Genomic DNA, 22,993 nt, shown 5'->3' with positions numbered 1-22,993 from the left:
GCTGACAGACCGCTATCACGAGCAGGCGAAGGCCTACAAAGGGCAGTCCTACAGAACCAAATTTGTTTCACCATAAAAAAGACAATCGGAGACACGCCATCATGGCTTTGGATTTATTCGTCGTCCTCATCTACGCCGCCGGCATGCTCTTGCTCGGCTACTTCGGCATGCGCAAGGCCAAGACCAACGAGGACTTTCTCGTTGCCGGTCGTAACCTCGGCCCAAGCCTGTACATGGGCACCATGGCCGCGACCGTACTGGGTGGCGCGTCCACCGTCGGCACCGTGCGCCTGGGCTACGTACACGGCATCTCCGGTTTCTGGCTGTGCGCGGCCCTCGGTTGCGGCATCGTCGCGCTGAACCTGTTCCTCGCCAAACCGCTGCTGAAACTGAAGATCTACACCGTTACCCAGGTGCTGGAAAAACGCTACAACCCGATGGCCCGCTCGGCGAGCGCGGCGATCATGCTGGCTTACGCGCTGATGATCGGCGTGACCTCGATCCTCGCGATCGGCACCGTGTTGCAAGTGCTGTTCGGCCTGCCGTTCTGGATCTCGGTGCTGCTCGGCGGTGGCGTCGTGGTGGTGTACTCGGCGATTGGCGGCATGTGGTCGCTGACCCTCACCGACATCGTTCAGTTCATCATCAAGACCGTTGGCCTGATGTTCATCCTGCTGCCGATCTGCCTGTACCGCGTAGGCGGCTGGGATGAGTTGGTGCTGAAACTGCCGGCCACCGCCTTCAGCTTCACCACCATCGGCTGGGACACGATCATCACCTACTTCATGATCTACTTCTTCGGCATCCTGATCGGTCAGGACATCTGGCAACGGGTGTTCACCGTCAAGACCGCCAAAGTCGCGCAATACGCCGGCAGCATCGCGGGCATCTACTGCATCGTCTACGGTCTGGCCTGCGCCTTGATCGGTATGGCCGCGCACGTACTGATCCCGGATCTGGACAACGTCAACAACGCCTTCGCCGCCATCGTCAAACTGTCGCTGCCGGACGGCATCCGTGGTCTGGTGATCGCTGCCGCACTCGCGGCAATGATGTCCACCGCCAGCGCCGGCCTGCTCGCCGCTGCCACCACCCTGACTGAAGACCTGCTGCCGAAACTGCGTGGCGGCAAACAGTCGAGCCTGCGCATCAACCGCCTGTTCACCCTGCTGACCGGTGTGGTCGTGCTGGGCATCGCGCTGGTGGTGAACGATGTGATCAGCGCCCTCACCCTCGCCTACAACCTGTTGGTCGGCGGCATGCTGATCCCGCTGATCGGTGCGATCTTCTGGAAGCGCGCCACCACCGCCGGCGCTATCGCCAGCATGGGCCTGGGCTTTGCCACTGCGCTGCTGTTCATGTTCAAGGACGGTCTGGACGCCAACACACCGATCTACTACAGCCTGGCTGTGGGTCTGGTGAGTTTTGTGGTGGTCAGTCTGGTCTCCCCTCGCCCAGCGACGGTAGCCAGCGCGATCTAAGCTTTTCTGTAACGACTTGATGCTTTCTTCGACGGGTGTGGCGTCGGTTGCCACACCCGTTTTTTTACACCTGGAGAAAATGGTTGATGAAGATTGTTTCGCGCGATCAATGGTTTGAAGTGCAGAGTTTGAGCGATGGCATCCGGCTGATTCATGAGCCGTATATCCTCCCGTTCTACCGCTGCAACCTGTGGCATGTGCAGGGCCGCGACAAAGACTTGTTGCTGGACAGTGGTTCGGGATTGGTCAGCCTGCGCGAACAACTGCCGTGGATCACCGAGCGGCCATTGGTGGCCGTCGCCAGTCATTGCCATTTCGACCATATCGCCGGGCATCACGAATTCGCCGAACGCCTTGTGCATCCTGCCGAGGCGGACATTCTGGCAGCGCCGGACGGCGAGAATGATCTGAGCCGCGCTTTCGTCGGCGATGACATGTTTGAGGCGCACCCGGATTGCCCGCTGTGCTACGCCGAGTATCGGGTCAAAGCGGCGCCAGCCACCGGTTTTGTCGAGGATGGCGATGTACTGGATTTGGGTAACCGCACGCTGCAAGTGCTGCACACGCCGGGGCATTCGCCGGGCGGGATCAGCCTGTATGAAGCGGCGACTGAAACCCTGTTCAGCGGCGACATCATCTACGACGGGCCGTTGATCGAGGACGCCTACCATTCCAATCTGGATGACTATGCCGCCAGCCTGCGACGTTTGCAGGCATTGCCGATCCGCACCGTGCATGGCGGCCACTTCGGCAGTTTTGCCGGCGAGCATTTGCGTTCGATGATTGACGAGTGGTTACGCAGGCACGCGTGAGGCCTGCTTCACTCAAGCAGAACAACACTCAGAAAAATCTGCCATGAGAAGAGCTGCCGTGCGTGCCGCCGTGCACCGATACATTCGGCGCCTGCTGGAAACCCGCGAATTCAACGACAACACCAGCCTGGTGCAATTGGGGCTGGAGAAAGCCGATATCGAGGATTTGATCTTTCATCTGGAAGATGAATTCGGACTGACGGCGTTTACGGCAGAGGAAGACCGGATGCTCAAGACCGCAAAGACTGCGAATGACTTGAGCCGGTTTTTGCTGGAGATCGGACGGCATTGAGAGGGATTGCCAAATACATCCATCGGGATGTTGGAGATCCCTGTGGCGAGGGGATTTATCCCCGTTGGACTGCGAAGCAGCCCCATTCGCAGCAATCACATTTTTACAGGTCGAACCGGGTTTAATGGTTTTGGGGCTGCTGCGCAGCCCATCGGGGATAAATCCCCTCGCCACAAATAACCCCATTCACCTGATGCTTACGTCTGCCTACCGCCGACGCGGCTGGCGCCGACGCTGCTCGTCATCGGTACGAATCGGTACGGGTTGCAGAGGCGGTTCGATCAAGCCGAGGGCAACACCTAAATCGTGCAGCCAGTTTTGAATTTTCTCTTTCATCGTCATGCCCCCTTCAGGGTGGTGCTGAGCGGCCGGAATTCTGAGGCCGCTTCGCACTGATAATAGTCCGAAGTCCTACGCAATGCTCGGCGAAATCCGCAATGATCTGTTACTGAATTGAACAGAATTCCTGTCCATTCGTTCAAGCCGTCTCCCGGCTTTCATTCAGAGCCGCAGGATAGACGGCTTGCTGCACTTCAATCCATGCATTGAGGTTGGCGCCGAGCATGCCTTTGCGCCACATGAGCCATGTTGTCGCACCCGCGAACGGCTCGGCCAGCGGATGCACCGCAACGTTCTCGCGACCCGGCAGACTGGCCAGCATCGACTCCGACATCAGCGCCACACCACTGCCAGCCACCACACAAGCGAGCATGCCCTGATAGGACTCGATTTCCATCGCCCGGCCCATCGCCGCATGGGCATGGGCAAACCACGCCTCCAGGCGCATACGGTAGGAGCAGCCCTGGCGAAACGTGAACACCGAGCGCCCTTCAACATCCGCAGCGCTGCGCACCGGCGGATGGTCGATTTCCGTGATCAACACCAGGCGCTCTTCGCACAGCGGCACACCATCCAGCCCGGCCAGCTCCAGCGGGCCGTCCACCAGCGCCGCATCGAGGCGTCCGGTCAGCAAGCCTTCAAGCAGTTCGCCGCTCGGCGCCGACTGCACTTGCAGGTTCACCGCCGGATATTGCTTGTGATAGCGCGCCAGCAACGCCGGCAAATGAATCGCTGCGGTGCTGTACATCGTGCCCAGGACAAAATCCCCCGCCGGTTGCCCGCCCATCACCGCCGCAGTGGCCTGATCACGCAGGGCAAACAGTTTGCCGGTGTAGTCCAGCAAGACTTTTCCCGCAGGCGACAGCTGCAAGCGCTGACGCTCGCGGACGAAAAGTTCTACGCCGAGTTGCTCCTCCAGCTGTTTAAGCCGGGTCGACAGATTCGACGGCACTCGGTGCAGGCGTTCGGCAGCGCGGGTGATCGACCCTTCCTGCGCAACAGCCTGAAAAATCCGCAGTTGGCTGAATTCCACAACCTTTCTCCAGAACAGAACAAGTTACTCACTATTATTCAATTTTAAAGAAAGTCAATCAGTCCTAGCCTGACGGTCATTGATCCTCCAATGGAATTCAGACCATGTCGCCGCTGATTCGCTTATCCGCTTGCTTCGTCGCCCTGATGATGGCCATGGGCATCGGCCGTTTCGCCCTCACCCCGCAAATGCCGCATCTGCTCAGCGAAGGGCAGATTGACCTGACGGCCGCTGGTCTGATTGCAGCGGCCAATTATCTCGGCTACCTGCTGGGTGCCGTCGACGCGATGTTCGCCCGCCGTCCCGAGCAGGTGCAGCGTCGACTCCACGGTGGTTTGTGGCTGTGCGTGCTGCTGACGCTGGGATCGTTCTGGGCCAACGGCTTCTGGTCGCATCTGATCTTGCGCTTCGGTACCGGCGTGGCGAGTGCCTGGGTGCTGGTGATGATCACATCATTGAGTCAGCCATTGGCTGCGGCGGCAGGCCGCCCGCGGTTGGGTGCATTGGTGTTTGCCGGACCGGGCTTGGGGATTTTTCTGACGGGGTTGCTGGCACTCGTCTCACATCTGCTGAACCAGACGTCAGCGACGCTGTGGCTGATTTATGCCGTGGCTGCGTTGTTGATGATGCTCGGGGTTTGGCGCTTTTTGCCGCAACCGGTCGCAGCGCCCATCGTTGCGGCGACATCCGCGAGCCCAGCCAATCGCGGCATTGCCCGTCTCGCCGTGATCTACGCGCTGTACGGCATCGGCTACATCATCCCGGCGACGTTCCTGTCACAGATGGCCAACGCGCAGTTTCACGGGCAATGGCAGGCGGATCTGTTCTGGCCGTGCTTCGGCTTGGGTGCGGCCATCGGCGTGTTGCTGGTGAGTCTGCGCCGTCATGATCCGGCAACCACGCGTCACTGGTTGACGGCGACGTTGTGGCTGCAAGCCGCCGGCGTTTTTGCCTGCCTGTTGGGCAGCGGTTGGGGTCTGGCGCTGGGCGTGATTCTTTGCGGCACACCGTTTCTCGCCTGCATGCAGTTGGTCATGCAACGCTCGCGGGAGCTGGCGCCTCACGCCACCCAGCGCAATGCCGGCATGTTGACCGCTTGCTTTGCCGTCGGCCAGCTCAGCGGCCCGTTGCTGGCCGCGCTGAGCAGCCATTTCAGCGGTGGCTTGCAGCCGGCGCTGGTGATCGCCGGCAGCGGTTTGTTGATGGCCGGTGGCCTGGCGCTGCAATCGACTAGCGCTGGCCGAGCGCGTTGCGCAAACGCCGACGCAGCCACTGCTCAGCGCTGACAAAGGTGATGCCGAGCAATACCAGCACCGCACCAATGACGAAGTTCAGGCTCAGTTGTTCGCCGAGCAGCAGCACGCCGAAGGTGACGCCGAACAGAGGCGTCATGAACGAGAACACCGCCAGGTTGGCCGCCAGATAACGCCGCAACAGCCAGAACCACACCAGATAACTGAAGAACGACACCACCAGTCCCTGAAACAGTACGCTGGCCACCGCCACGGTGGTCAGGCTGACATGGCTGATCTGGCCACTGAACAGCGCAATCAACAACAGACCGAGAAAACCGACGATCAACTGATAGAACAGGGTCAGCGTTACCGGTGCCTCGGACAGCCGCGAAGCGCGCACCACCACCGTTGTCGCGCCCCAACAGGCGCCGGCCAAGACACCAAAAGCATCGCCCAGCAGCATCCGACGGTCGAGGTTGTCCCACGACACCCCGCCAGCAAAGGCAATCGCGATACCGATGAAAGCGAGCAAAATCCCCAGCCACTGCAATGGCCGCAAACGCTCGCTGGCCAACAGGAAGTGCACGCCCAACGCGGTGAAGATTGGCGCGGTATAGAGGAACACCGACATGTGCGCCGCCGTGGTCAGTTGCAGACCTTCGGCGATGAAAAAGAACTCGAGGCCGAACAGCGCACCGGCCAACAAGCCGCCGCGCCAGGTCTTGCCGACCTGATCCCAACCGCCCTTCCAGCAGATGAGCAATCCTACAAGCAATGCGGAAATGCCCGACCGCCCCGCCGCTTGCATGACCGGCGCGATGTCGGGCGCCGCCCACTTGATCATCACCTGCTGCACGCCCCAGATCAGGCACAGGCCAATCATCACTTGCAGGGCAAAACTATCGGCATTGCGCCGCTCGATACTCACGGCAACACCTCGAACACACACAACATGGCAGGCCATCCAATGGTCAATAACAGTGCGGGGGATTATCAGTCAGTCCGACCGAAAAAGCCGTCTGGAAAAGACATTTAGTTCTTCCGTTGCGTCAGCGGTGAATGGCTGTCGGCTGCGCCGCCAATCGCTGGCAAGCCAGCTCCCACAAGGATTCTGTGTCGAACGCAGGAATTGTGAACCACACCAAACCCTGTGGGAGTCTCGCTTGCCAGCGATGAGGCCGGTCAGAGCAACACAGATCAACGATTCGAAACACCAAACCGCCGAGCCACACAAAACCCGAAGGTACACGCCACCGCCGTGGCAAACGTCCCCCAAGCCCAATCCAGCACCGTCACCTGCCCCGACCACCCGCGCAACGTCGCCCAATTGGTCAGGTCATACGTGCCATACGCCACCAACCCCAACAGCGCTCCCATCCGTGCCGCTCGTTGCCAGCTCAGCGCTGGCAACACCACAAACTGCAAGCAGCCAAAAACGTACAGGCAATAAAAAACCGCTGCGGGAACCAGCAGCGGTTTTTCGAGCATCAGCGGACCGAGCAGTTCGCGATAGGTCGGCGCCATCAGCAGGCCGAGCCAGATGCCGTCGAGCAAAAGAAACGTCACCAATGTAGCGACGTAGGCAATCAGCGCTTTTTTCATTTACCCGACCTCATGTGAGCCCATGCAACATGGGCCACACCAGGCTCAGGTTAGTTCAATGCGATCGGCGTGAATGACGATCTTGCCATCCTTGTACAGCGAACCGATGGCTTTCTTGAAGTTGCCCTTGCTGACACCGAACAGGCTGCTGATCAGGGCCGGGTCGCTCTTGTCGCTGACCGCCAGCGTGCCATCGTTTTCGCGCAACTTGGCGAGAATCTTCGACGACAGACTGCTGGCTGCTTCCTGGCCGACCGGTTGCAGGCTCAGGCTGATCTTGCCGTCGCTGCGCACTTCCTTGATGAAACCCTTCTCACGCATGCCGGAGCGCATGAACTTGAAGATTTCATTCTTGTGAATCAAACCCCAGTGCTTGTTGTTGATGATCGCCTTGAAGCCCATGTCAGTGGCTTCGGCGACCAGCAGATCAACTTCCTGGCCAGCGCTGTAAGTGGCCGGCGTCTTGTCGAGGTAACGATCCAGACGCGCGGTGGCGGTGATGCGACGTGTGTGCTTGTCGAGATAGACGTGCACCACGCAATACTCGCCAGCGGTCATCTGCCGCTTCTCTTCGGAATACGGCAGCAACAGGTCTTTCGGCAGCCCCCAATCGAGGAAGACGCCAATGCTGTTGACTTCAACAACTTTCAGACTGGCAAACTCGCCCACCTGAACTTTTGGTTTTTCAGTGGTGGCGAGAAGTTTGTCTTCGCTGTCCAGGTAAATAAAAACATTGAGCCAGTCTTCATCTTCGCTGGGAATATCTTTAGGGATATAACGGTTGGGCAAAAGAATTTCGCCGTCGGCACCGCCGTCCAGATATAAACCGAAGTTAGTGTGTTTAACCACTTGCAAACTGTTGTAACGCCCGACTAAAGCCATTTTCCAGAACCCTCATTGCGTGGGCGGCATTCTACCCGGTTTTGCCGTGTACGTTTGGCGGCAAACCGGCGAGGCCGCAAATTCTGTGACAAGCCTTGATTTTCCTTGGTCGCCGGCCCACAACCTGCCGCTCGTCAGTCTGATTCTGCGCCTCGCCGTCAAGCATCCCGGCGCTGCAACGCATAAATGTTCTTATTTAAAACAGCAGGTTAGCCGGATATTTCGAATACTGAATCGAGAATAATGCAGCATCGCCCTAGGTTATTCCGGAGGATATTTACCAAGCAATTGTCAAGTTATTCCTGTACGATGCCTGGCCGAGTTACTTTTCTACAGGTTAATGGCCGCCATGCGTGTAAAAGCATCCACCAGCAAAGCAAAGCCTGCTCCAGCCGTTGAAACCAGCGAATCGATCAACGATCAAATCGCAGCGTTCCTCAAGTCCGGCGGCGAGATCCAGCAAATTGCCAAAGGCGTCAGCGGCCAGACGTTCGGCCCGTCCAAGCAGATCAGCCTGGGCAAGAAGTAACACCCGGTAATACACCCGTCCATAGGCGCTTTGAGCTTCGAAGCGTCTGGACTGGCACCGCGCAAATTCCTCCCCGCATTAAACAAATCAAACAGTAAAAATCCATAAATCGACGAACGGCCTTCAATGCCGATCATTCGCCGGTATCCTTGCACGCGTCTAGACCAAGCGTTTCAGCAGGGCCGTCCTCCTGCGCTCGCTGTTCATGGAGTGACGCATGCGCAAAATATCCTGTTTATTGCTTGTAGGCCTGCTGGCATGCACGACTGCGCACGCGCAAATTTTCCAGCGTGAACTCGGCGATTTCGACCTCAAACTCGGCACCACTCCCAGCCGCAGCATGGCCCAAGGTCTGGTCAAACCCGCAGCGGTCGGCTCATTCCACGGTGGCCTCGACTTGAGTCACGACAGCGGCCTGTATTTCGGCCAGTACGCACCAAGCATGGGCATCTCGCCGGGCAAGAACCTCGAAATCGATTCCTACGTCGGCTTTAAACAGCCCTTCGATCAGACCCTCGGTTACGAAGTCGGGATGATCCATTACAGCTATCCGAAAGTGGACACGCTCGACAGTCAGGAACTGTTCGGCGGCCTGACCCTGCTCGGCAGCCGTTTCGGCATCGCCGTCAGCAATGACCCTGACAAACAGAACAGCACCCTGTTCGCCGACCTCGGCGGCAATCAGCCGTTCGGCATTGGCGTCAGCATGAAATACACCACTCACCAATTAAACACTCCAGCGTCGGTGGACGGCGGATACGTCAGCAGTTTTACCGACTGGTCGGTGAAGTTTTCCCGGCCATTCATGGGCGTCGATCTCGACCTGATCTACAGCAACTCCAGCCTCAGCGGCAGCGATTGCTCGGCCTACTCCGGGCATAACAGCGAGTGCGACGGTCTCGTCACGCTCAAGGCCGAACGCGCATTCTATTGATCGGCTGAACTGCCGCGCGCATTCTGCGTTCACATAGGAATCAGACCCTCGAAGCCAGGCTAACGCAAGGATTCGCCCATGTCTCGCTGGTTCAAACGCATCACCGCGCTGCTGATTTTCACCCTTGCCCTCGGCGCCTGCAGCCGTGTCGGCCTGGCCTATCGCAACCTCGACGTGATCATCCCGTGGACGCTCAGCGACTACGTGGACATGAACGGCGAGCAGAAAGACTGGTTCAACGAACGCCTCAAGGAACACCTTAGCTGGCACTGCACCACGCAATTGCCGGGCTATCTGGATTGGCTGGATCGCTTGCAGACCATGGTCGAAAGCAATCAAGTCACCGACGCAGCGCTTCAGGCGCGCACCGTGGAAGCCAAACAGGCCATCGCCGAGACCGCACGCGAAATCACTCCGTCGGCAATCGAGTTGTTGCAGGGACTGGATGACAAGCAGGTCGCGGAAATGAACGACGCGTTTGCCAAGGACCTACGCAAGCGTCAGCAGGAATACCTCAAGCCACCGCTCAGCCAGCAGATCGCCGAACGCGGTGCGCGTATGGATAAACGCCTGAACGACTGGCTTGGCCCGCTGAGCGTGACTCAGGAACAACGCGTGATGACCTGGTCAACGGCGCTGGGCGATCAGAACACTCAATGGATCGCCAACCGTGCGCATTGGCAGAAGCAGTTCAGCGCCGCCGTCGCTCAGCGCAACAGCCCAGAGTTCCCACAGAGAATCGAGACACTTCTGGTCAATCGCGAGAGCTTATGGACAGCCGATTACCGCAAGGCCTACGCCGATACCGAAGCACAGGCACGTTTGCTGGCAGTTGATCTGATGGCGCAAAGTACGCCGCAGCAACGTCAGCGGTTGTTGAAGAAGATCGACGGCGTGCGCAAAGACTTCAACGACTTGAAGTGTCTGAAGGCTGCGAAAAAACTCTGAATACAAACTGAGTTCATTGTAGGAGTGAGGCTGCTCGCGATAGCGGTGTGTCAATCAACGCTTACATGACTGACACACCGCTATCGCGAGCAGGCTCACTCCTACAGGTATGGATTTCAGGCGATCTGGGCTTTTGACGCCACTTCGTCAAACGTCGCCTCGGCCAGCGCATCCTCCTGTTCATCCAGCACCTGACGCGGATGATCATTGCCGGGAATGCTGCTGTCGATCAGGCTCAGCAGGCTCGATCCACGCGGGGTCAGAATAAAATTGTTGCCCGTACTGCCCTCATGGTCCGGACGCGGCTCGATGTATCCACGGTCGAGCAGCAGTTTTTCATATTCACAGGCCAACGTTTTCAGATGATCCAGATTCTCGATCTGCTCGCCCGCGCTGGCTTTTGCTGCCGAATACTCTTCGGCGTAGGCCCGAGGGGCAAAACTGTGGCCCGCGCTGTTCTGCACCTCGTGCAGCAGGCGCTCTATCAAATCCCAGTTGTAAGTCGTCATCCTGATTCAACCTCCGGTGCGCATGGTTTATGGCGCTGTCATAGGTTGTGACCCGAGCCTGTCGCAGCCGTTCAGCCGCGTTTTGCGAGATGACCGACCGGCGGTCTGTCGAATTCCCCGAAGGTTAAACGACTAGTCTGAAACAGACGGTTTCAACCCCCGCAGGAGAAATCATCATGAACGTTGAGAATCATCCGGTGGTATCGCGCGAAGAATGGCTCGCCGCCCGCAAACAGCATCTCGCTGACGAAAAAGCTTTCACCAAAGAACGTGACCGCCTCAGCACCAAGCGCCGCGCGTTGCCGTGGGTTAAGGTCGACAAGGACTACCATTTCCAGGGCCCGAACGGCCAACTGAAGCTGGCCGACCTGTTCGGCAAACACAGCCAGTTGGTGGTTTACCACTTCATGTTTGCCAAGGACTGGGAGGAAGGCTGCCAAGGCTGCTCGTTCCTCAGCGACCATATCGATGGCGCCAATCAGCATCTGGCCCATCACGACATCGCTGTCGTTGCTGTTTCCCACGCGCCCTTCAATGAATTCCAGGATTTCAAACGGCGGATGGGCTGGAAGTTCGACTGGGTGTCGTCAGACGGTTGCGACTTTAATTACGACTTTGGCGTATGCGCCCGGGCTGAGGATGTAGCTGCTGGAAAGGCTACTTACAACTATGAGAAAACCGACAGCGCCGAGGAGGAAATGCCGGGGCTGAGCGTGTTTTATCGAAACGTCGAGGGTGAGATTTTTCACACCTATTCAACCTATGCCCGAGGACTGGACATGCTGGTGGGCGCCTACAACTACCTCGACCTCACGCCCAAAGGCAGGAATGAGGACGAGATCATGGAGTGGGTGCGGCATCATGATCGGTATGAAGGTGAGAAAGCGTCCAGTTGCTGCCACTTAAAATGAGCAGCGAGGAGATGTAAGCGATGGTGACGGACTGGTGAAAGGCTCCCACCGTCACCTCTACCCAAGTATCTGTTCAGGCCGGCTGAAGACTCTAATCATCGATTGATGGCGTATGACTACTTTTCCGGGGCAGGAAAAGTCTGGCGGCGAACCAACACGTCGCCAGTGATGCGAAAAACACGCCCGACAGTTCAATTAGATAATCCGAAACTCCGCCGCCCTTGATGTCCGTGTCTCGCACCACGAGCAAGACAAAACAAAGCACCCACCCTGTGGCGATACTGGCACCGCTCAGAGCTACCAGAAAACAACTCATCGCTGTCCTCCTGACCCTCAGTAAGGTAATCACCGTTGCAAAGAACAGGAAAGGCAGAAAGAAAATCAGTTGCGCAAGAAATGGCGCCAAAAACGGCATCAGAACAAGTTCGCCCCCGCGGACTTCGCCTAATAGCTTCGGGGTATTTACCAGGTGAGCAAGCAGTGTGATGGTCTTGATGACCCCCCCCACGAATCCCAACACAAACGGGCATAAAAGAAACGCCAGAAAAACCCTGCGGCGTGGATACTCCGTATGACTCATGGTGCGCAACCCTGGCTTTTCGAAAGACCCAGCAATTTACAGCCATATTCGACCCTTGAGTCGTAATTCAGAATAATCACGCCACCATCGACACCCTGTTTGTCGCCAATAAACGGATTGAGTGATGTATCCGTCGCGTACTTGCCAACCTTTTGAAAGAACGTGTGATCACCCAGAAACTTCTCATGAATGGTCTGCAACAAAGACTGTTCGTTCTTCAATTGTCTGATATCCCAAGTCGCCGGATCCGTAGCATTTTTATTGTAGAGGTCCTTGAAGTTATCAAACCCGCCTGTGATCAACGCATCGCCAGCCGCTTTACGCCAGTCATAAACCGGCGCCAGGAACCAGCCCACACCAAAGCTGAGGAACGACGCATTGCCGTCTGCGCCCAAACCGGTCAACGGCGCTCGGGAAACCGTCTCAGCCCCGCCGAACCATGACGCGCCTATTCCAAGCTGTTGCTCATACATATTGCTCGCACCAAAAAAGTTGGCTCGATTGTCGATCGTGTTGAGATAGGTCACCAGACGATCGGAGGCGCCTTGGGTGTTGTAGAGATAGTCAAAGGTCGTTTGCGATGTACGGGCAACGTCTTTGTGCATGACATTCCACGCGTCCTGCATGGCAATATATTTGAGCGCCGCGTTGACTGCTGTGCGGCAGCCATCACTTTGAGGGGCCTTGTCACACATGCTGCGCATTTCTGAATCGAGAAATTCGCTGAGCTTTTCCGCCTTCGCGATGGCAGCGTCTTTCTGTTCCTTCGTCGTGCAGGTTTTGCCATTGAGGCAGTTTTCGACTTCTTCGAAGGCCTGGTGAGACAAGTAGTTGTAAAGCGTTCCATTGGCGGCCACCGAAGCGGCGATACCCACATCGCCCCCGGAAGCGGCAGCCCCCAATACCCCCACTATTTGCGAAACGGCCAGTAGATTGGCCTGCGCCTGAATGTATTCAGGGGTTCCTGGAACATAGTTTTCCGGCAAGAGCTTATCGCCTAACAAGCCGACCAGAAACTCGTTGGCGCCACCGGCAATCGCTCCGGTGCCGAAATCCCCGCCCATGGCTTTGGACACCAGACCGCCGAGTCCGGCATGCAGGAGAATTTTCTCCAGACTGCCCTCGGGCAGTTTCAGATCGCCAATTTCCCCAGCGCCCATGGCTGCACCGATGCTGGTCAGCGTTCCAGCCGCAGAGCTGACCAGATTGTCCTTGAAACTGCCTCCGTAAACGACGGTTTTGATCAATGCATCGGCAGTCACTTTGGTCGCCACGGCCTTGAGCCCCTCGGGCGTCAGAGTGATATTGCCGACATCGAACTTCATACCCTGAGTAACACCTGCAGTTGCCGCCGCCACGACGTAACTTTTCAAGGCATCTTCGGACGTAACGTCCTTGAGCACTTTCCCCAAGTTACCGCGGTTGTCGATCGTGCTGACCGTCGCCTTGGTTGCGGCAGTAATGGCAACCCCCTGCAACATCGTGTTCATGCCGGCCATCATCGGTCCGAGAATGGCGGCCATGGCGATCGCAATGATCAGTTGTGAAGCAGGACCCAATCCGGAGTTCTGGTACTTGAAAGACTCGTGAATCTCCTTGACCTGCCGCCAGTCCACATCGCCACGTTCTTCTGCCTGTTTCAGCCAGGCCATCTGTGGATCGGCCTTGACCATGGCATCGATGGACTCGCTGACCGTTTGCTGATTCACCTGCTTTACATCGATTTTCAGGCCATCGACCGCTTTGATAACGATGTCGCCCTTGGCGAACATCTGCGTCTGACGGAACGTTTCGTCGGTATTGCCCTTACCTTTGGAAGAGTTCCAGAACGCGTTATTGTTGGTTTTCGTATGGCTCTCATCGTGCAGATCCTTCACGCCTTCAAAGGCAATCTGCCCACCACTGTCCAACAGGATATCGCCACCGCTGTTGAGTTTCGCGACTTGGAATCGTTGATCGCCACCACTCACCACAGCCAGGTTTCCACCGGTCGTAATCTCACTGCCAACGTTGGTCACCTGCGTGACTTCATCATGCTTCAACTTCTTTTTGCCAAAACTGCCTTTGTCTTTTTTGTCGTACAAAGAGTAGTCCGTGTCTTGTGCGGCAAGCACTTGGATATCGTTCTTCGCCACCAGATAGGCTTCATCGCCAGCCGTGATTCGACTGGAGATCAGCGCCAGATCATTACCTGCCCGGATCGCGACATCACCACCGGCAGTGATCGTGCTGGCAATCTGTTTGACGTGATCCTCCTGAGTCGTGAGTTTTTTTGTTTTTGAATACGAATGACTTTCATCGGCTGCTGAAGCAATCGTCACATCACCCTCTGCAACGAGGGTGAAATTGCGCTTGGCATTCAAGTCACTGCCCACGGCGGCAAAGTCACGGCCGGCGCTCATCAAGATGTCGCGTCCGGCATTGATGCTGGATCCGTACTGCGTGATGGAGCTGCGTTGTTCCTTGCCGCCGCTGTCAACGCTCAGCTGTTGGGCCGAAGCGATGGCGATATCTCGACTGGCCTCGATGCGCGTGTCCCCCCCGCTGGACATGGCCCCACCGATGCCAAGCACGTCCCGGCCCGAGAAGATGGTCAGATCATTTGCCGCTTCGATACGTGCAGCGCTATCAACGTAGTCACGTTGCTGGATTTGGCCCTTGTTGTTGGAGACCGTGCTGTTGACCGTGCGCTCGTTGATGACGTCTCCGGTCAAAGTCACCATGGTGACATCGCGTCCGGAAATGACACCACCCGATTTATTGATGATGTCATGGGTGGCTAGCAGCCCGAGCCGATTCCCTGCCTCAATCAAGCCACTGTTAGTCAGGTCTTGCCCGGCACTGGCCGCCAGATTATTGGTAGCGCGCAACGTTCCTGCGTTGGTCAGGTTCTGGCCCGCGATCAGGTCAACATCATTGCCCTGGATCAATGCGCCATTCGGCGCCAGGCGGTTATCGGCGTGGGCCAGATACAGCACCGGCACCAGCACTTTTTCACCATTCACTTCATGCTCTTCGAGCCAGACGATGTCGTGGGTCAGCGCCGCCACTTGCTGTGCCGTCAGGGTCACGCCCATCGACAGGTTGAGCTCGTTTTTGCTGGCGACGGCGTTGTTCATCAGGTACTTGAACATCGCTTCGTCAGAGGTCTGACCGTCGATGAAGCGCTGGCCGGTGCGGGCCACCACAGCTTGTTGCACCAGGCGTTGTTCAAACAGGCCATCGCCCAGACGCTTCGCGCTGTTGTCGGGGTCATAGCCAAGTTTTGCCAGCAGGTAATCGGAACTCATGAACTGCTTGAGATCGGTCAGCGCCGGGTTGGTCTCTATCAGATATTTGTGCGGGTTGGAGCGCACGCTGGTGTCGGGCAAGCCCTGAACACGCGGAACATCGAATGAACCATTGCCACGATTTGGCAGCATCACACCCACCGGCCCGTCACCGGCGACACCACTGACATTGACTTGCACGACCTTGTCGTTGAGATTCAGCGACGGGCGAGCAGCCAATGCCAATTCACGATTTTTTACTGACACCGGGTCGTTGACGTCGAACTGGAAATCGCTGCCCTTCCTGACCGGCATGCCGCCCGCATGCTCCGTTGTTGCGGCAGTGATGGAGCCAATGGTCCAAGACTGCCCCGGGACCATTGCCGGCTCGCTGCCACCCTTGCCACTCAGACGGAACAGACCGTTATCACCGGTCGGCAAGGTGAACCCTGGCAGTGTCAACGGGTTGACTTGTTGTTGCGCGAGATCTGGAGGCAATTGTGGGTTCAGAAAGACCACGGTGGGCTTGGCCGAGTTTTTCACCCCGGTGTCCGCCGTGTCTTTTACCGTGCCGCCGAAGTTGGTGTACGGGTTCAGGTTGCCGTTGTTGATGGTGGTTTTAGCATTGATCTGCACGGCTTGGCCCGCTTGCACAATGGACGAAACGCTGCCACCGCCGTTGGTGAAAATGCGATCATCCTGCTGCTTCGTACCGGCCAGGATCGGTGAAGGCACCGCAACTTCAGGACCAATGCCGAACTTGGTATTGATCTTGTTGAGCAACTGCTTGTTCAGCGCCTGGTAATCCCAATGCATTCCGCCTTTGTCAGGCTCATGCCAGGAGTCGATGTAGTCGTATTGATACTTCGAGTTTCGGTCGGCATACGCCTGTAATTCAGTGCTGACCCAGCTCGATTGTGGTTTGTTTGGAAGTCCGGCAACTTTGTAAACCCGCTTGCGGGTAAAGCTGCCCGACTGCAGACCAAAGTTATCGAAGGTGTCGACGTCGAGCTGGATATTCTTGCCCGCTGAAATCAGCGATGCCGTGTTGGTGAAGGCACCGACATTCCCGGTCAGGTTTCCCGCCACCGAAAGCGACGCTTGCGGGCCCGTGATAGTGGAGGTCGACTCAAAATTTTCATTTACGTAAAAAGTGGTACCGCTGAAAGTGATATCCCCGGAGATAAATTTCTCCTCACCAATCACCCCTTCAGTCTTGTTATTGAAACTATTAGACGACAGCGAAAAATCACCATCGACATTGATCGACGCCGCAAGGTTGTTGACGCTGTTCGCCCGCCCGCCGTACTGCCCGCCAATCGTCAAATTGCCAATGCTGTAGACATCACCGGTCTGGTTGGTGAAGTCATTGACCAGCAGGTTCATGTTGCCGCCGCTGAACACCAGGCCGCGGTTATTGGTGAGACTGGCCGTTCTGATCGTCAGATCCTGAGCCGCACCCAGCGTACCGGTATTGCTCACGCCACCGGCATTGATCGTCATCGTATTGTTGGACGTCAGTCGTCCGCCGACATTGTTCAGCAGGCCACCAATGTTGAATGTGCCCTGCCCGCCACTGCCAATGCTCGAAGCACTGTTCAGGCCCAGTTGCGCAGCATTGAAGGTCATGTCCCCCAGGCTGCTGACCCGACCATTGCCGCCGTAAGTGCCGCCGATCTGGAAGTCCATGCCGCCATCACTGGCGATCAACCCGTCGTTGTTCCAGTTACCGCCACGCACCACCAACTGGTTCGAAGCCAGTAACTGACCGCTCGCGGTCTGCACGAAGTTACCGACGTTGACCGTCAACCGTCCGGCCTGAATCACGCTGCTGTTGGTCCAGCTGTCCGCGTTCAGGGTCAGGCCGCCACGGGTCACCAGTGAGCCGCCGGCGTTCATCACGTTGGCCGTCGAGATGCCGAACTCACCCAACCCGACATGTGTCACCGAACCGCCGGCGTTGAGGAAATTTGGCGCAGCGAGGGTGAAGTCAGTGTTGGCGGTTTCCACCAGACCGTTACGGTTGTCGAACTGGCTGCCGATCTGGAAATCGGTTTTGCCACTGGTGCCGAGCGCGCGCAGTTTGCCGCCCTGGTTGTCGAGATTGGCAGCGCGAATCGCCAAGGTGCTGGCGCTTTCGATCAGGCCGCTGCGGTTGCTCAGATTGCCGTCGGCACCCAGCTCGATGCTGCTGCCGCTGATCTGGCCGTTGTTGTTGCTCATCGAGCCCGCGATGGTTTTCACCACACCCCGGGCATAGATCCCGCCGCCGCTGTTGTCGAGCATGCCGCCACCGGCATTGAGCTGGATGTTTCCGGTGTTGGCGGCAATTCGACCGCCGTCACTGTAAATGCCACCCAGTGCTTGCAAGTCCAGGCGACTGCCTTCGATCTTGCCGCCCTGACCGTTGCGTAACACGCCGTTCAGGCGGGTTTGCAGCAGGCCTTTGAGGCTTGAGAGCACCCCGCCACGGCTGTCGAGGCTGGCGGCGGTGAGGGTCAGGTCGCCGTTCTGGGCGATGATCTTGCCGCCCTGGTTGTCGATGGCGCCAGTGCCCGTGTTCACAGTCAGCGCAGTCATGCTTTGCACCGCGCCTTTGGAGTTGTTCAGTGCGGCGGCGGTGATGGACACGCCGGCATCGCGGCTGGAGAGCAGGCCGTCGGCGTCGTTGCGCAACGTGCCGCCGGCGGTGAGGTCCAGTTGGCCGTTGGCCGAGACGGTACCGCGCTGGCTGTTGTTCAGATCGCCACTGGTGAGCAGGCTCAGCAGGGTCTGGCTGATCAATTGACCGCCCCGGTTATCAATGCTGGCGGAGCGGTTGATCAAGAATCGGCCGGTACTGCCCAGAGCACCATTGGTATTGATCAAGGCACCGAGCAGGTCGAGGGTGACGCTGTCATCGCCAACCAGACTGCCGCGGGTGTTGTTCAGTTGCGTACCGGTGAAATTGAGGGCTTTCGTGGCGCTGATTCTGCCGGAGGTGTTGTCCAGCGTGGCGGCGCGGATATCCAGTGCGTCGCCACTTTCGATCAAACCGCCCGCAGTGTTGCTGATGTTGCCGCCGTTGATCGTCAACGTCTGCTTGCCGCCGCTCGTGACGGTGCCGCCGCTGTTATCCAGACTGGCGGCGGTGATGCTTACCTCGCCGAGACCACCGATGCCACCTTTGCTGTGGTTGAGCAGTGCGCCGCTCAGGTCGATGTTGACGTTGCCGAGCTGGCTGGAGATCGCACCTTCCAAACTGTTGTCGACGGCGCCGCCGTTGACGTTTACGCCCTTCCAGCCGGAGACCAGACCGCCCTGGTTGTTCAGATCGGCCGCCGTAACAGTCAACTGATCGTTGCTGATCAGGTTGCCGCCACGGTTATCGAGGTTGTTGCCGCTGAGGCTGAAGCTGTTGACGCTGGAGATTTCGCCCTGCTGGTTATTCAGGTCACGCAGGGTGGCGATGCTCAGCACGCCTTTGCTGTTGATCACGCCATTCTGGTTATTGAGATCGCGCAGATGGGCAATGCTCAACAGCCCTTTGCTGCTGATCAGGCCGTCCTGATTGTTCAGGTCCTGCGCGGTGGCGCCCAGATCGATCGCGGCAGCGGAAACACCCACCAGTGTGCCGCCCTGATTATTCAGACCGGTGCTGTTGAGGGTCAGTTGTTGCGCGGCGCGGATGCTGCCTTTGTTGGTGTTTTTCAACAGGCCATCGACGCTGACCTCGATATCGCTGTCACTGAGCAATACACCGCCGTCGCTGTTGTCCAGACTCGCGGCGCGAACCTGCAACGCCGCAGCAGCAATGGTGCCTTTGATCGAGGTCAGCGCGTTGTCGAGGGTCAGGGTGAGCTTGTGGTTGCTCAGCAGTTGCCCGCCGCTGTTGTCCAGCGACTTGGCGATCAGTTCAAACGCCTTGTCGCTGGAAATCTCGCCGCCACGGTTGTTCACGTCGGCGAGGTTTTTCAGCAGTAACTGGCCCGGCGCGCTGAGGGTGCCGCCCTGGTTGTTCAGTGCGCCGCCATTCAGATCCACAGTGACCGTGCCGTTGCTGCTGAACAGCTTGCCGCCCTGTTGATCGAGGCCCTGGATATTGGCGATCAGCGAGTTGCCGGCGCCGAGGCTGCCCGTCGCGTTGGTCACTTGGCCGGCGCGGATCTCCAGTTGATCGGCGGCGTAAATGCTCGCCCCATCGTTGTTATTCAGTGCGCCGGTGCTGATGCCCAGTTTGGCCTTGCTGCTGATCACACCTTTTTGCTGGTTATCCAGCGCACTGCTGTTGAGGGTGAGATTGCCGTCGGTCAGCAGGTTGCCGCCCTGGTTGCTGACCGCACCGCGAGTGTCGACGGTGAGCGCTTTGGCGCTGGAGACGGTGCCGGCGTTGTTGTTGAGGCTTTGCGCATTAATCGCCAAAGCGCCTTCGCTGACGACACTGCCCTTTGCGTTGTTCAGATCCGCCGAGAGGTTGATCGCCAGATCTTTCTGGCTGGTCAGACGCCCGCTGTTTTCCAGCGTCTTGCCGGTCAATGTCAGCCCGGTGTCACCGGACAGCAGGCCCTTGTTGCGGTTGATGACGTCGTTGACGGTCAGCGCCAGATTGCCACCGGCGAGCATGTAACCGCTGTCGCTGTTGTCGAGCCAGGCACCGATCAGGCTGACATCGCTCTTGCTCGACAGCTCACCGTTGCGGTTGTCGACACGGTCGACGCTGAGGTTCAGCGCTTTGGTTGAACCGATCAGGCCTTCCTGACGGTTATCCAGAGTGGCGGCGATGATCGTCAGGCCGTTGTCGGCGATGACCACACCGTCCTGGTTATCGAACATTGCGGTGACGCTGAAGTCGACATCGCCACGACCACGTATTTCACCGTGGCTGTTGTCCAGACTGGCACTGCGCGATTCAAGGCCAGCCGAGGCGATCAGACCTTTGACGTTGCTCAGGGCACGGTCGATAACCAGGCTGAGTTTTTCATTGCTCAGCAGTTTGCCGCCGTCGTTGTTCAGACTTTGCGCGTCGACGGCCCAGGCCTTGGCGGCAGAGATTTCGCCGGCGCTGTTGTTGACGTCCTTGAGGTTTTTCAGCAGCAACTGACCCGGCGTATGGATGTTGCCGCGCTGGTTGTTGAGCAGACCGTTGTTCATGTCCAGGGTCAGGTCGCCGTTGCTGAACAGCTCGCCGCCGTCCTGATCCAGCGAAGTGACCGAAGCGTCCAGCTTCTTCTGGCTGCCGATAGTGCCGCCGGAGTTGTCCAGGTGCGCGGTCGTGAGCAACAGCGTGCCGTCGGTGGCGAGGCTGCCGCCCTGCCGATTCTTGAAGTCGCCGGTGGTCAGGGTCGAATCGGCCTTGGCGCTGATGATGCCGTTGTCGCTGTTATCCAGACTGGCACTTTTGAAGGTCAGGCCTTTCTGCGAGGCGATCAGGCCGCCCTGGCTCAGCACGGAACCGGAGGCGGTCAGCGCCATCGCTTCAAGGCTCGACAGTTTGCCCAAGCGGTTATCGAGGCTGCCAGCGGTGAGGGTCATCTGCCCTTCGCTGCTGATCAGGCCTTGCTGGTTGTCCAGGGACTCGTCGAAGGTCAACTGCAGATTCTTCTGGCTGACGATGCGCCCGCCGACGTTGCTCAAGCCGATACCGCTGAGGGTGCTCGCGCCTTTGCTGAAAATCAGGCCGTTGCTGGCGTTGATGATTTGCGCGACTTTCAGGCCCAACGTGGTGTCGGAGAGCACCTTGCCGCCCTCGCTGTTGTCGAGGCGTGCGCCGTTGATGTGCAGGTCCAGTTGGCTGGAGAGTGTGCTGGCGCGGTTGTCGATCTGATCGACGTTGACGGTCAGGGTCTTGAGCGAACCGACCAGACTGTCCTGATGGCTGTTGAGGGTTTTGCCGGTGAGTTTCAGATTGCCTTCGGCGACCAGTTCACCGTGTTGTTGATTGAGGCTGTCGATGTTCGCGTCGATATCGCCCTTGGCGGAGATCCGGCCGCCATCGTTAGTCACGGCTTTGGCTTTGAGGCTCAACACACCGGTCGAAGTCAGCAGGCCGCCATTGCTGTTGTCGAGTGTGTTGCCGTCGAAGCTCAGCGCGGTCTTGCTTTCGAGGCGGCCCTTGTCACGGTTGTCCAGCGTGTCGATCAGCAGTTTCGCCGCCTGATCGGCGCGAATGGTTCCGCCACGGTTGTCGGTGTTGGCGCTGCTGACCGTCAGGGTATCGAGGCTGGAAACCTTGCCGGCGCGGTTGTCCAGACGCGTGGCCTGCACGTCCATGGCGCCGTTGGCCTGAATCAGGCCCTTGTTCTGGTTGTTCAGTTGCTCGCTGATTCGGGTGGTCAGCGTGCCTTCGCTGGTCAACTGGCCCTGCTGGCTGTTGTCGAGCTGCCGGGCTGTTACCGTGAGGTTTTGTTTGGCGCCGATCTTGCCGGTGCGATTGTTGATCGCGCCGAGTGCGTTGATGTCGAGCAAACGGCCAGCGGTCATCAGGCCGGAGACGTTATCCAGCGAGGTGACGGTCAGTATCACGTCGGTCTGGCTGCCGAGTTCACCGTTGCTGTTGATCAGTTGACCGATGTTGGCGGTAAGGCCGGCGTTGCTGTTGATCACGCCTTTATTGTTCAGCACCTGAGCGGCGTTGAGGTTCAGCGTACCGTTGCTCTGCAGTTTGCCGGCGTTGCGGTTGTCCAGCGTGCCGGCGGTGATGACGGCGGTTTGGCCGCTGAGCGTACCGCCCTGGTTAGTCAGGGTTTGCGCGGTGTTGACGGTCAGATGGCGGCTGGCGGTGAGGCTCTTGCCGCTGTTGTCGAGGTTCTGCGCGGTCAGGCTCAGATCACCGTTGGCGTTGCGGCTGCCATCGGCGTTAACGCCGGCTTCGATGGCGCCGGCGTTGGTCAGTTGACCGCCAGCGCTGAGGGTGATGCTGTCGCGGGCGGCGAGGGTCTGGCGGTTGCTCAGGTTGCCCTCGGTTTGTACGTTCAGCGCGGTGCCGGCGTAGACCGGCCCGCGTGCATCGAGACTGGCGGCTTTGACGTTGACTGCGCCGGTGGCCGAGGTGTCGGCCAGGCTCAGTTGACCATTGGCATCGAGCTGAATGTCGCCGCCGCTGGCAATCAGTTTGCCGTCGAGTTTCACCCCGACACCGGCCTCGGTGCCAACCAGTTTGATCGCGCCAGCGTACATGCCACCCAGCGCCGAGGAGTCGATGGCCAGTTGCGGTTTGCCGCTGCCGTCATCGGCGCGGGCGGTGGCATTCAAGGTTTGCGCGTTAACGTCGTTGCGACCGGCGACGATCGTCAGATTCTGCGCCTGAAGCTGTGCGTTGATCTTTGCGCTGCGGGTGATGATTTCGAAGCGATCAACGTTGCTCGCGTTGAGTCCCGCGCCCTCGATGGCGACAGAACCCTGATCAACCTGGAAGCGATCCAGTCGACCGTTGTCGAGCACCGGTTTGCCGGTGCTCAACGTCACCCGTGGCGCGTTGATGAAGCCGCAACCGTTGCAGGTAATGCCATAAGGGTTGGCGACGATCACGCGCGCCGACTGCCCCGCCACTTCGGTGTAACCACGCAACTGGCTCGGGTTGCCGCTGATGACTTCGTTGAGAATCGTCTGCGCCGAACCGCTGTTTTTCAGGTTCGGGTTGTCGATGATGTGCCCGCCCA

16 protein-coding genes are annotated in these 22,993 nt (G+C 58.3%); 8 read left to right on the top strand and 8 right to left on the bottom strand.

Annotated features, from left to right (window positions below):
• The first annotated feature begins 101 nt into the window (after nt 1-101).
• The 3 genes from JFT86_RS27380 to JFT86_RS27370 all read left to right on the top strand — a co-directional run bounded on the left by JFT86_RS27380 (nt 102) and on the right by JFT86_RS27370 (nt 2,585).
• Nucleotides 102-1,481, top strand: coding sequence for a sodium:solute symporter (locus tag JFT86_RS27380; RefSeq protein ID WP_201239199.1), 1,380 nt, complete (start codon nt 102-104; stop codon nt 1,479-1,481).
• A gap of 86 nt (nt 1,482-1,567) precedes the next feature.
• Nucleotides 1,568-2,293 (top strand): MBL fold metallo-hydrolase, encoded by a 726-nt coding sequence (locus tag JFT86_RS27375; RefSeq protein ID WP_201239198.1) that lies wholly within the window; start codon nt 1,568-1,570, stop codon nt 2,291-2,293.
• Nucleotides 2,294-2,336: 43 nt separating this feature from the next.
• Entirely contained in the window at nt 2,337-2,585 is a 249-nt protein-coding gene (locus tag JFT86_RS27370; RefSeq protein ID WP_034153223.1) for a phosphopantetheine-containing protein, read from the top strand.
• A gap of 207 nt (nt 2,586-2,792) precedes the next feature.
• On the opposite strand, the gene JFT86_RS29345 is transcribed toward JFT86_RS27370, so the two are convergent.
• A complete protein-coding gene (locus tag JFT86_RS29345; protein WP_003184145.1) occupies nt 2,793-2,921 on the bottom strand; it encodes a PA1414 family protein in 129 nt (42 codons plus the stop codon).
• Between the two features lie 142 nt (nt 2,922-3,063).
• Nucleotides 3,064-3,957, bottom strand: a complete 894-nt coding sequence (locus tag JFT86_RS27365) for a LysR family transcriptional regulator (RefSeq protein WP_201239197.1) — start codon at nt 3,955-3,957, stop codon at nt 3,064-3,066.
• A 104-nt stretch (nt 3,958-4,061) separates the two neighbouring features.
• Between JFT86_RS27365 and JFT86_RS27360 the strand changes: the two genes are divergently transcribed.
• Complete coding sequence (locus JFT86_RS27360) at nt 4,062-5,243, top strand: MFS transporter (RefSeq protein ID WP_201239196.1); 1,182 nt, start codon at nt 4,062-4,064, stop codon at nt 5,241-5,243.
• On the opposite strand, the gene JFT86_RS27355 is transcribed toward JFT86_RS27360, so the two are convergent.
• The 3 genes from JFT86_RS27355 to JFT86_RS27345 form a co-directional block, all read right to left on the bottom strand.
• Nucleotides 5,188-6,120, bottom strand: a complete 933-nt coding sequence (locus tag JFT86_RS27355) for a DMT family transporter (protein ID WP_201239195.1) — start codon at nt 6,118-6,120, stop codon at nt 5,188-5,190. The genes JFT86_RS27360 and JFT86_RS27355 overlap by 56 nt on opposite strands.
• Before the next feature lie 269 nt (nt 6,121-6,389).
• Nucleotides 6,390-6,794: a DUF2177 family protein gene (locus JFT86_RS27350; RefSeq protein ID WP_201239194.1), complete on the bottom strand. Its 405-nt coding sequence runs from the start codon at nt 6,792-6,794 to the stop codon at nt 6,390-6,392.
• A gap of 45 nt (nt 6,795-6,839) precedes the next feature.
• Nucleotides 6,840-7,676, bottom strand: a complete 837-nt coding sequence (locus JFT86_RS27345; protein WP_103306187.1) for a S1-like domain-containing RNA-binding protein — start codon at nt 7,674-7,676, stop codon at nt 6,840-6,842.
• Nucleotides 7,677-8,016: 340 nt separating this feature from the next.
• Between JFT86_RS27345 and JFT86_RS27340 the strand changes: the two genes are divergently transcribed.
• From JFT86_RS27340 to JFT86_RS27330, 3 genes are all read left to right on the top strand, one after another.
• Nucleotides 8,017-8,205 (top strand): hypothetical protein, encoded by a 189-nt coding sequence (locus JFT86_RS27340; RefSeq protein ID WP_016985943.1) that lies wholly within the window; start codon nt 8,017-8,019, stop codon nt 8,203-8,205.
• A gap of 217 nt (nt 8,206-8,422) precedes the next feature.
• Nucleotides 8,423-9,139 carry a TorF family putative porin gene (locus JFT86_RS27335; RefSeq protein WP_201239193.1) on the top strand — a complete coding sequence of 239 codons (717 nt, stop codon included), beginning with the start codon at nt 8,423-8,425 and terminating at the stop codon, nt 9,137-9,139.
• Nucleotides 9,140-9,217: 78 nt separating this feature from the next.
• On the top strand, nt 9,218-10,087 hold the full coding sequence (locus JFT86_RS27330) for a DUF6279 family lipoprotein (protein WP_201239192.1): 870 nt from the start codon (nt 9,218-9,220) through the stop codon (nt 10,085-10,087).
• A 116-nt stretch (nt 10,088-10,203) separates the two neighbouring features.
• On the opposite strand, the gene JFT86_RS27325 is transcribed toward JFT86_RS27330, so the two are convergent.
• Nucleotides 10,204-10,596: a transcriptional regulator gene (locus tag JFT86_RS27325; RefSeq protein WP_201239191.1), complete on the bottom strand. Its 393-nt coding sequence runs from the start codon at nt 10,594-10,596 to the stop codon at nt 10,204-10,206.
• A gap of 176 nt (nt 10,597-10,772) precedes the next feature.
• Here JFT86_RS27325 and JFT86_RS27320 point away from each other — a divergent pair, with 176 nt between their 5' ends.
• Nucleotides 10,773-11,507, top strand: a complete 735-nt coding sequence (locus JFT86_RS27320) for a thioredoxin family protein (protein ID WP_201239190.1) — start codon at nt 10,773-10,775, stop codon at nt 11,505-11,507.
• Between the two features lie 91 nt (nt 11,508-11,598).
• Here JFT86_RS27320 and JFT86_RS27315 read toward each other — a convergent pair whose 3' ends face one another.
• Both JFT86_RS27315 and JFT86_RS27310 read right to left on the bottom strand, forming a co-directional pair.
• Entirely contained in the window at nt 11,599-12,087 is a 489-nt protein-coding gene (locus JFT86_RS27315) for a hypothetical protein (protein ID WP_201239189.1), read from the bottom strand.
• Nucleotides 12,084-22,964 (bottom strand): hemagglutinin repeat-containing protein, encoded by a 10,881-nt coding sequence (locus tag JFT86_RS27310; protein WP_277951946.1) that lies wholly within the window; start codon nt 22,962-22,964, stop codon nt 12,084-12,086. The genes JFT86_RS27315 and JFT86_RS27310 overlap by 4 nt, the downstream gene beginning before the upstream one ends.
• Between the last annotated feature and the right edge of the window lie 29 nt (nt 22,965-22,993).

The organism is Pseudomonas sp. TH06, from assembly GCF_016651305.1.
Lineage (GTDB): Bacteria > Pseudomonadota > Gammaproteobacteria > Pseudomonadales > Pseudomonadaceae > Aquipseudomonas.
Note: the sequence above shows the minus strand (reverse complement) of the source record. Positions and strands in the feature narration are given on the sequence as shown.

What these genes read in the sequence shown, in the direction of transcription:
- JFT86_RS27380 (WP_201239199.1), top strand. Translation starts at nt 102, where the DNA reads ATGGCTTTGGATTTATTCGTCGTCCTCATCTACGCCGCCGGCATGCTC.
- JFT86_RS27375 (WP_201239198.1), top strand. Translation starts at nt 1,568, where the DNA reads ATGAAGATTGTTTCGCGCGATCAATGGTTTGAAGTGCAGAGTTTGAGC.
- JFT86_RS27370 (WP_034153223.1), top strand. Translation starts at nt 2,337, where the DNA reads ATGAGAAGAGCTGCCGTGCGTGCCGCCGTGCACCGATACATTCGGCGC.
- JFT86_RS29345 (WP_003184145.1), bottom strand. Translation starts at nt 2,921, where the DNA reads ATGAAAGAGAAAATTCAAAACTGGCTGCACGATTTAGGTGTTGCCCTC.
- JFT86_RS27360 (WP_201239196.1), top strand. Translation starts at nt 4,062, where the DNA reads ATGTCGCCGCTGATTCGCTTATCCGCTTGCTTCGTCGCCCTGATGATG.
- JFT86_RS27350 (WP_201239194.1), bottom strand. Translation starts at nt 6,794, where the DNA reads ATGAAAAAAGCGCTGATTGCCTACGTCGCTACATTGGTGACGTTTCTT.
- JFT86_RS27345 (WP_103306187.1), bottom strand. Translation starts at nt 7,676, where the DNA reads ATGGCTTTAGTCGGGCGTTACAACAGTTTGCAAGTGGTTAAACACACT.
- JFT86_RS27340 (WP_016985943.1), top strand. Translation starts at nt 8,017, where the DNA reads ATGGCCGCCATGCGTGTAAAAGCATCCACCAGCAAAGCAAAGCCTGCT.
- JFT86_RS27335 (WP_201239193.1), top strand. Translation starts at nt 8,423, where the DNA reads ATGCGCAAAATATCCTGTTTATTGCTTGTAGGCCTGCTGGCATGCACG.
- JFT86_RS27330 (WP_201239192.1), top strand. Translation starts at nt 9,218, where the DNA reads ATGTCTCGCTGGTTCAAACGCATCACCGCGCTGCTGATTTTCACCCTT.
- JFT86_RS27325 (WP_201239191.1), bottom strand. Translation starts at nt 10,596, where the DNA reads ATGACGACTTACAACTGGGATTTGATAGAGCGCCTGCTGCACGAGGTG.
- JFT86_RS27320 (WP_201239190.1), top strand. Translation starts at nt 10,773, where the DNA reads ATGAACGTTGAGAATCATCCGGTGGTATCGCGCGAAGAATGGCTCGCC.
- JFT86_RS27315 (WP_201239189.1), bottom strand. Translation starts at nt 12,087, where the DNA reads ATGAGTCATACGGAGTATCCACGCCGCAGGGTTTTTCTGGCGTTTCTT.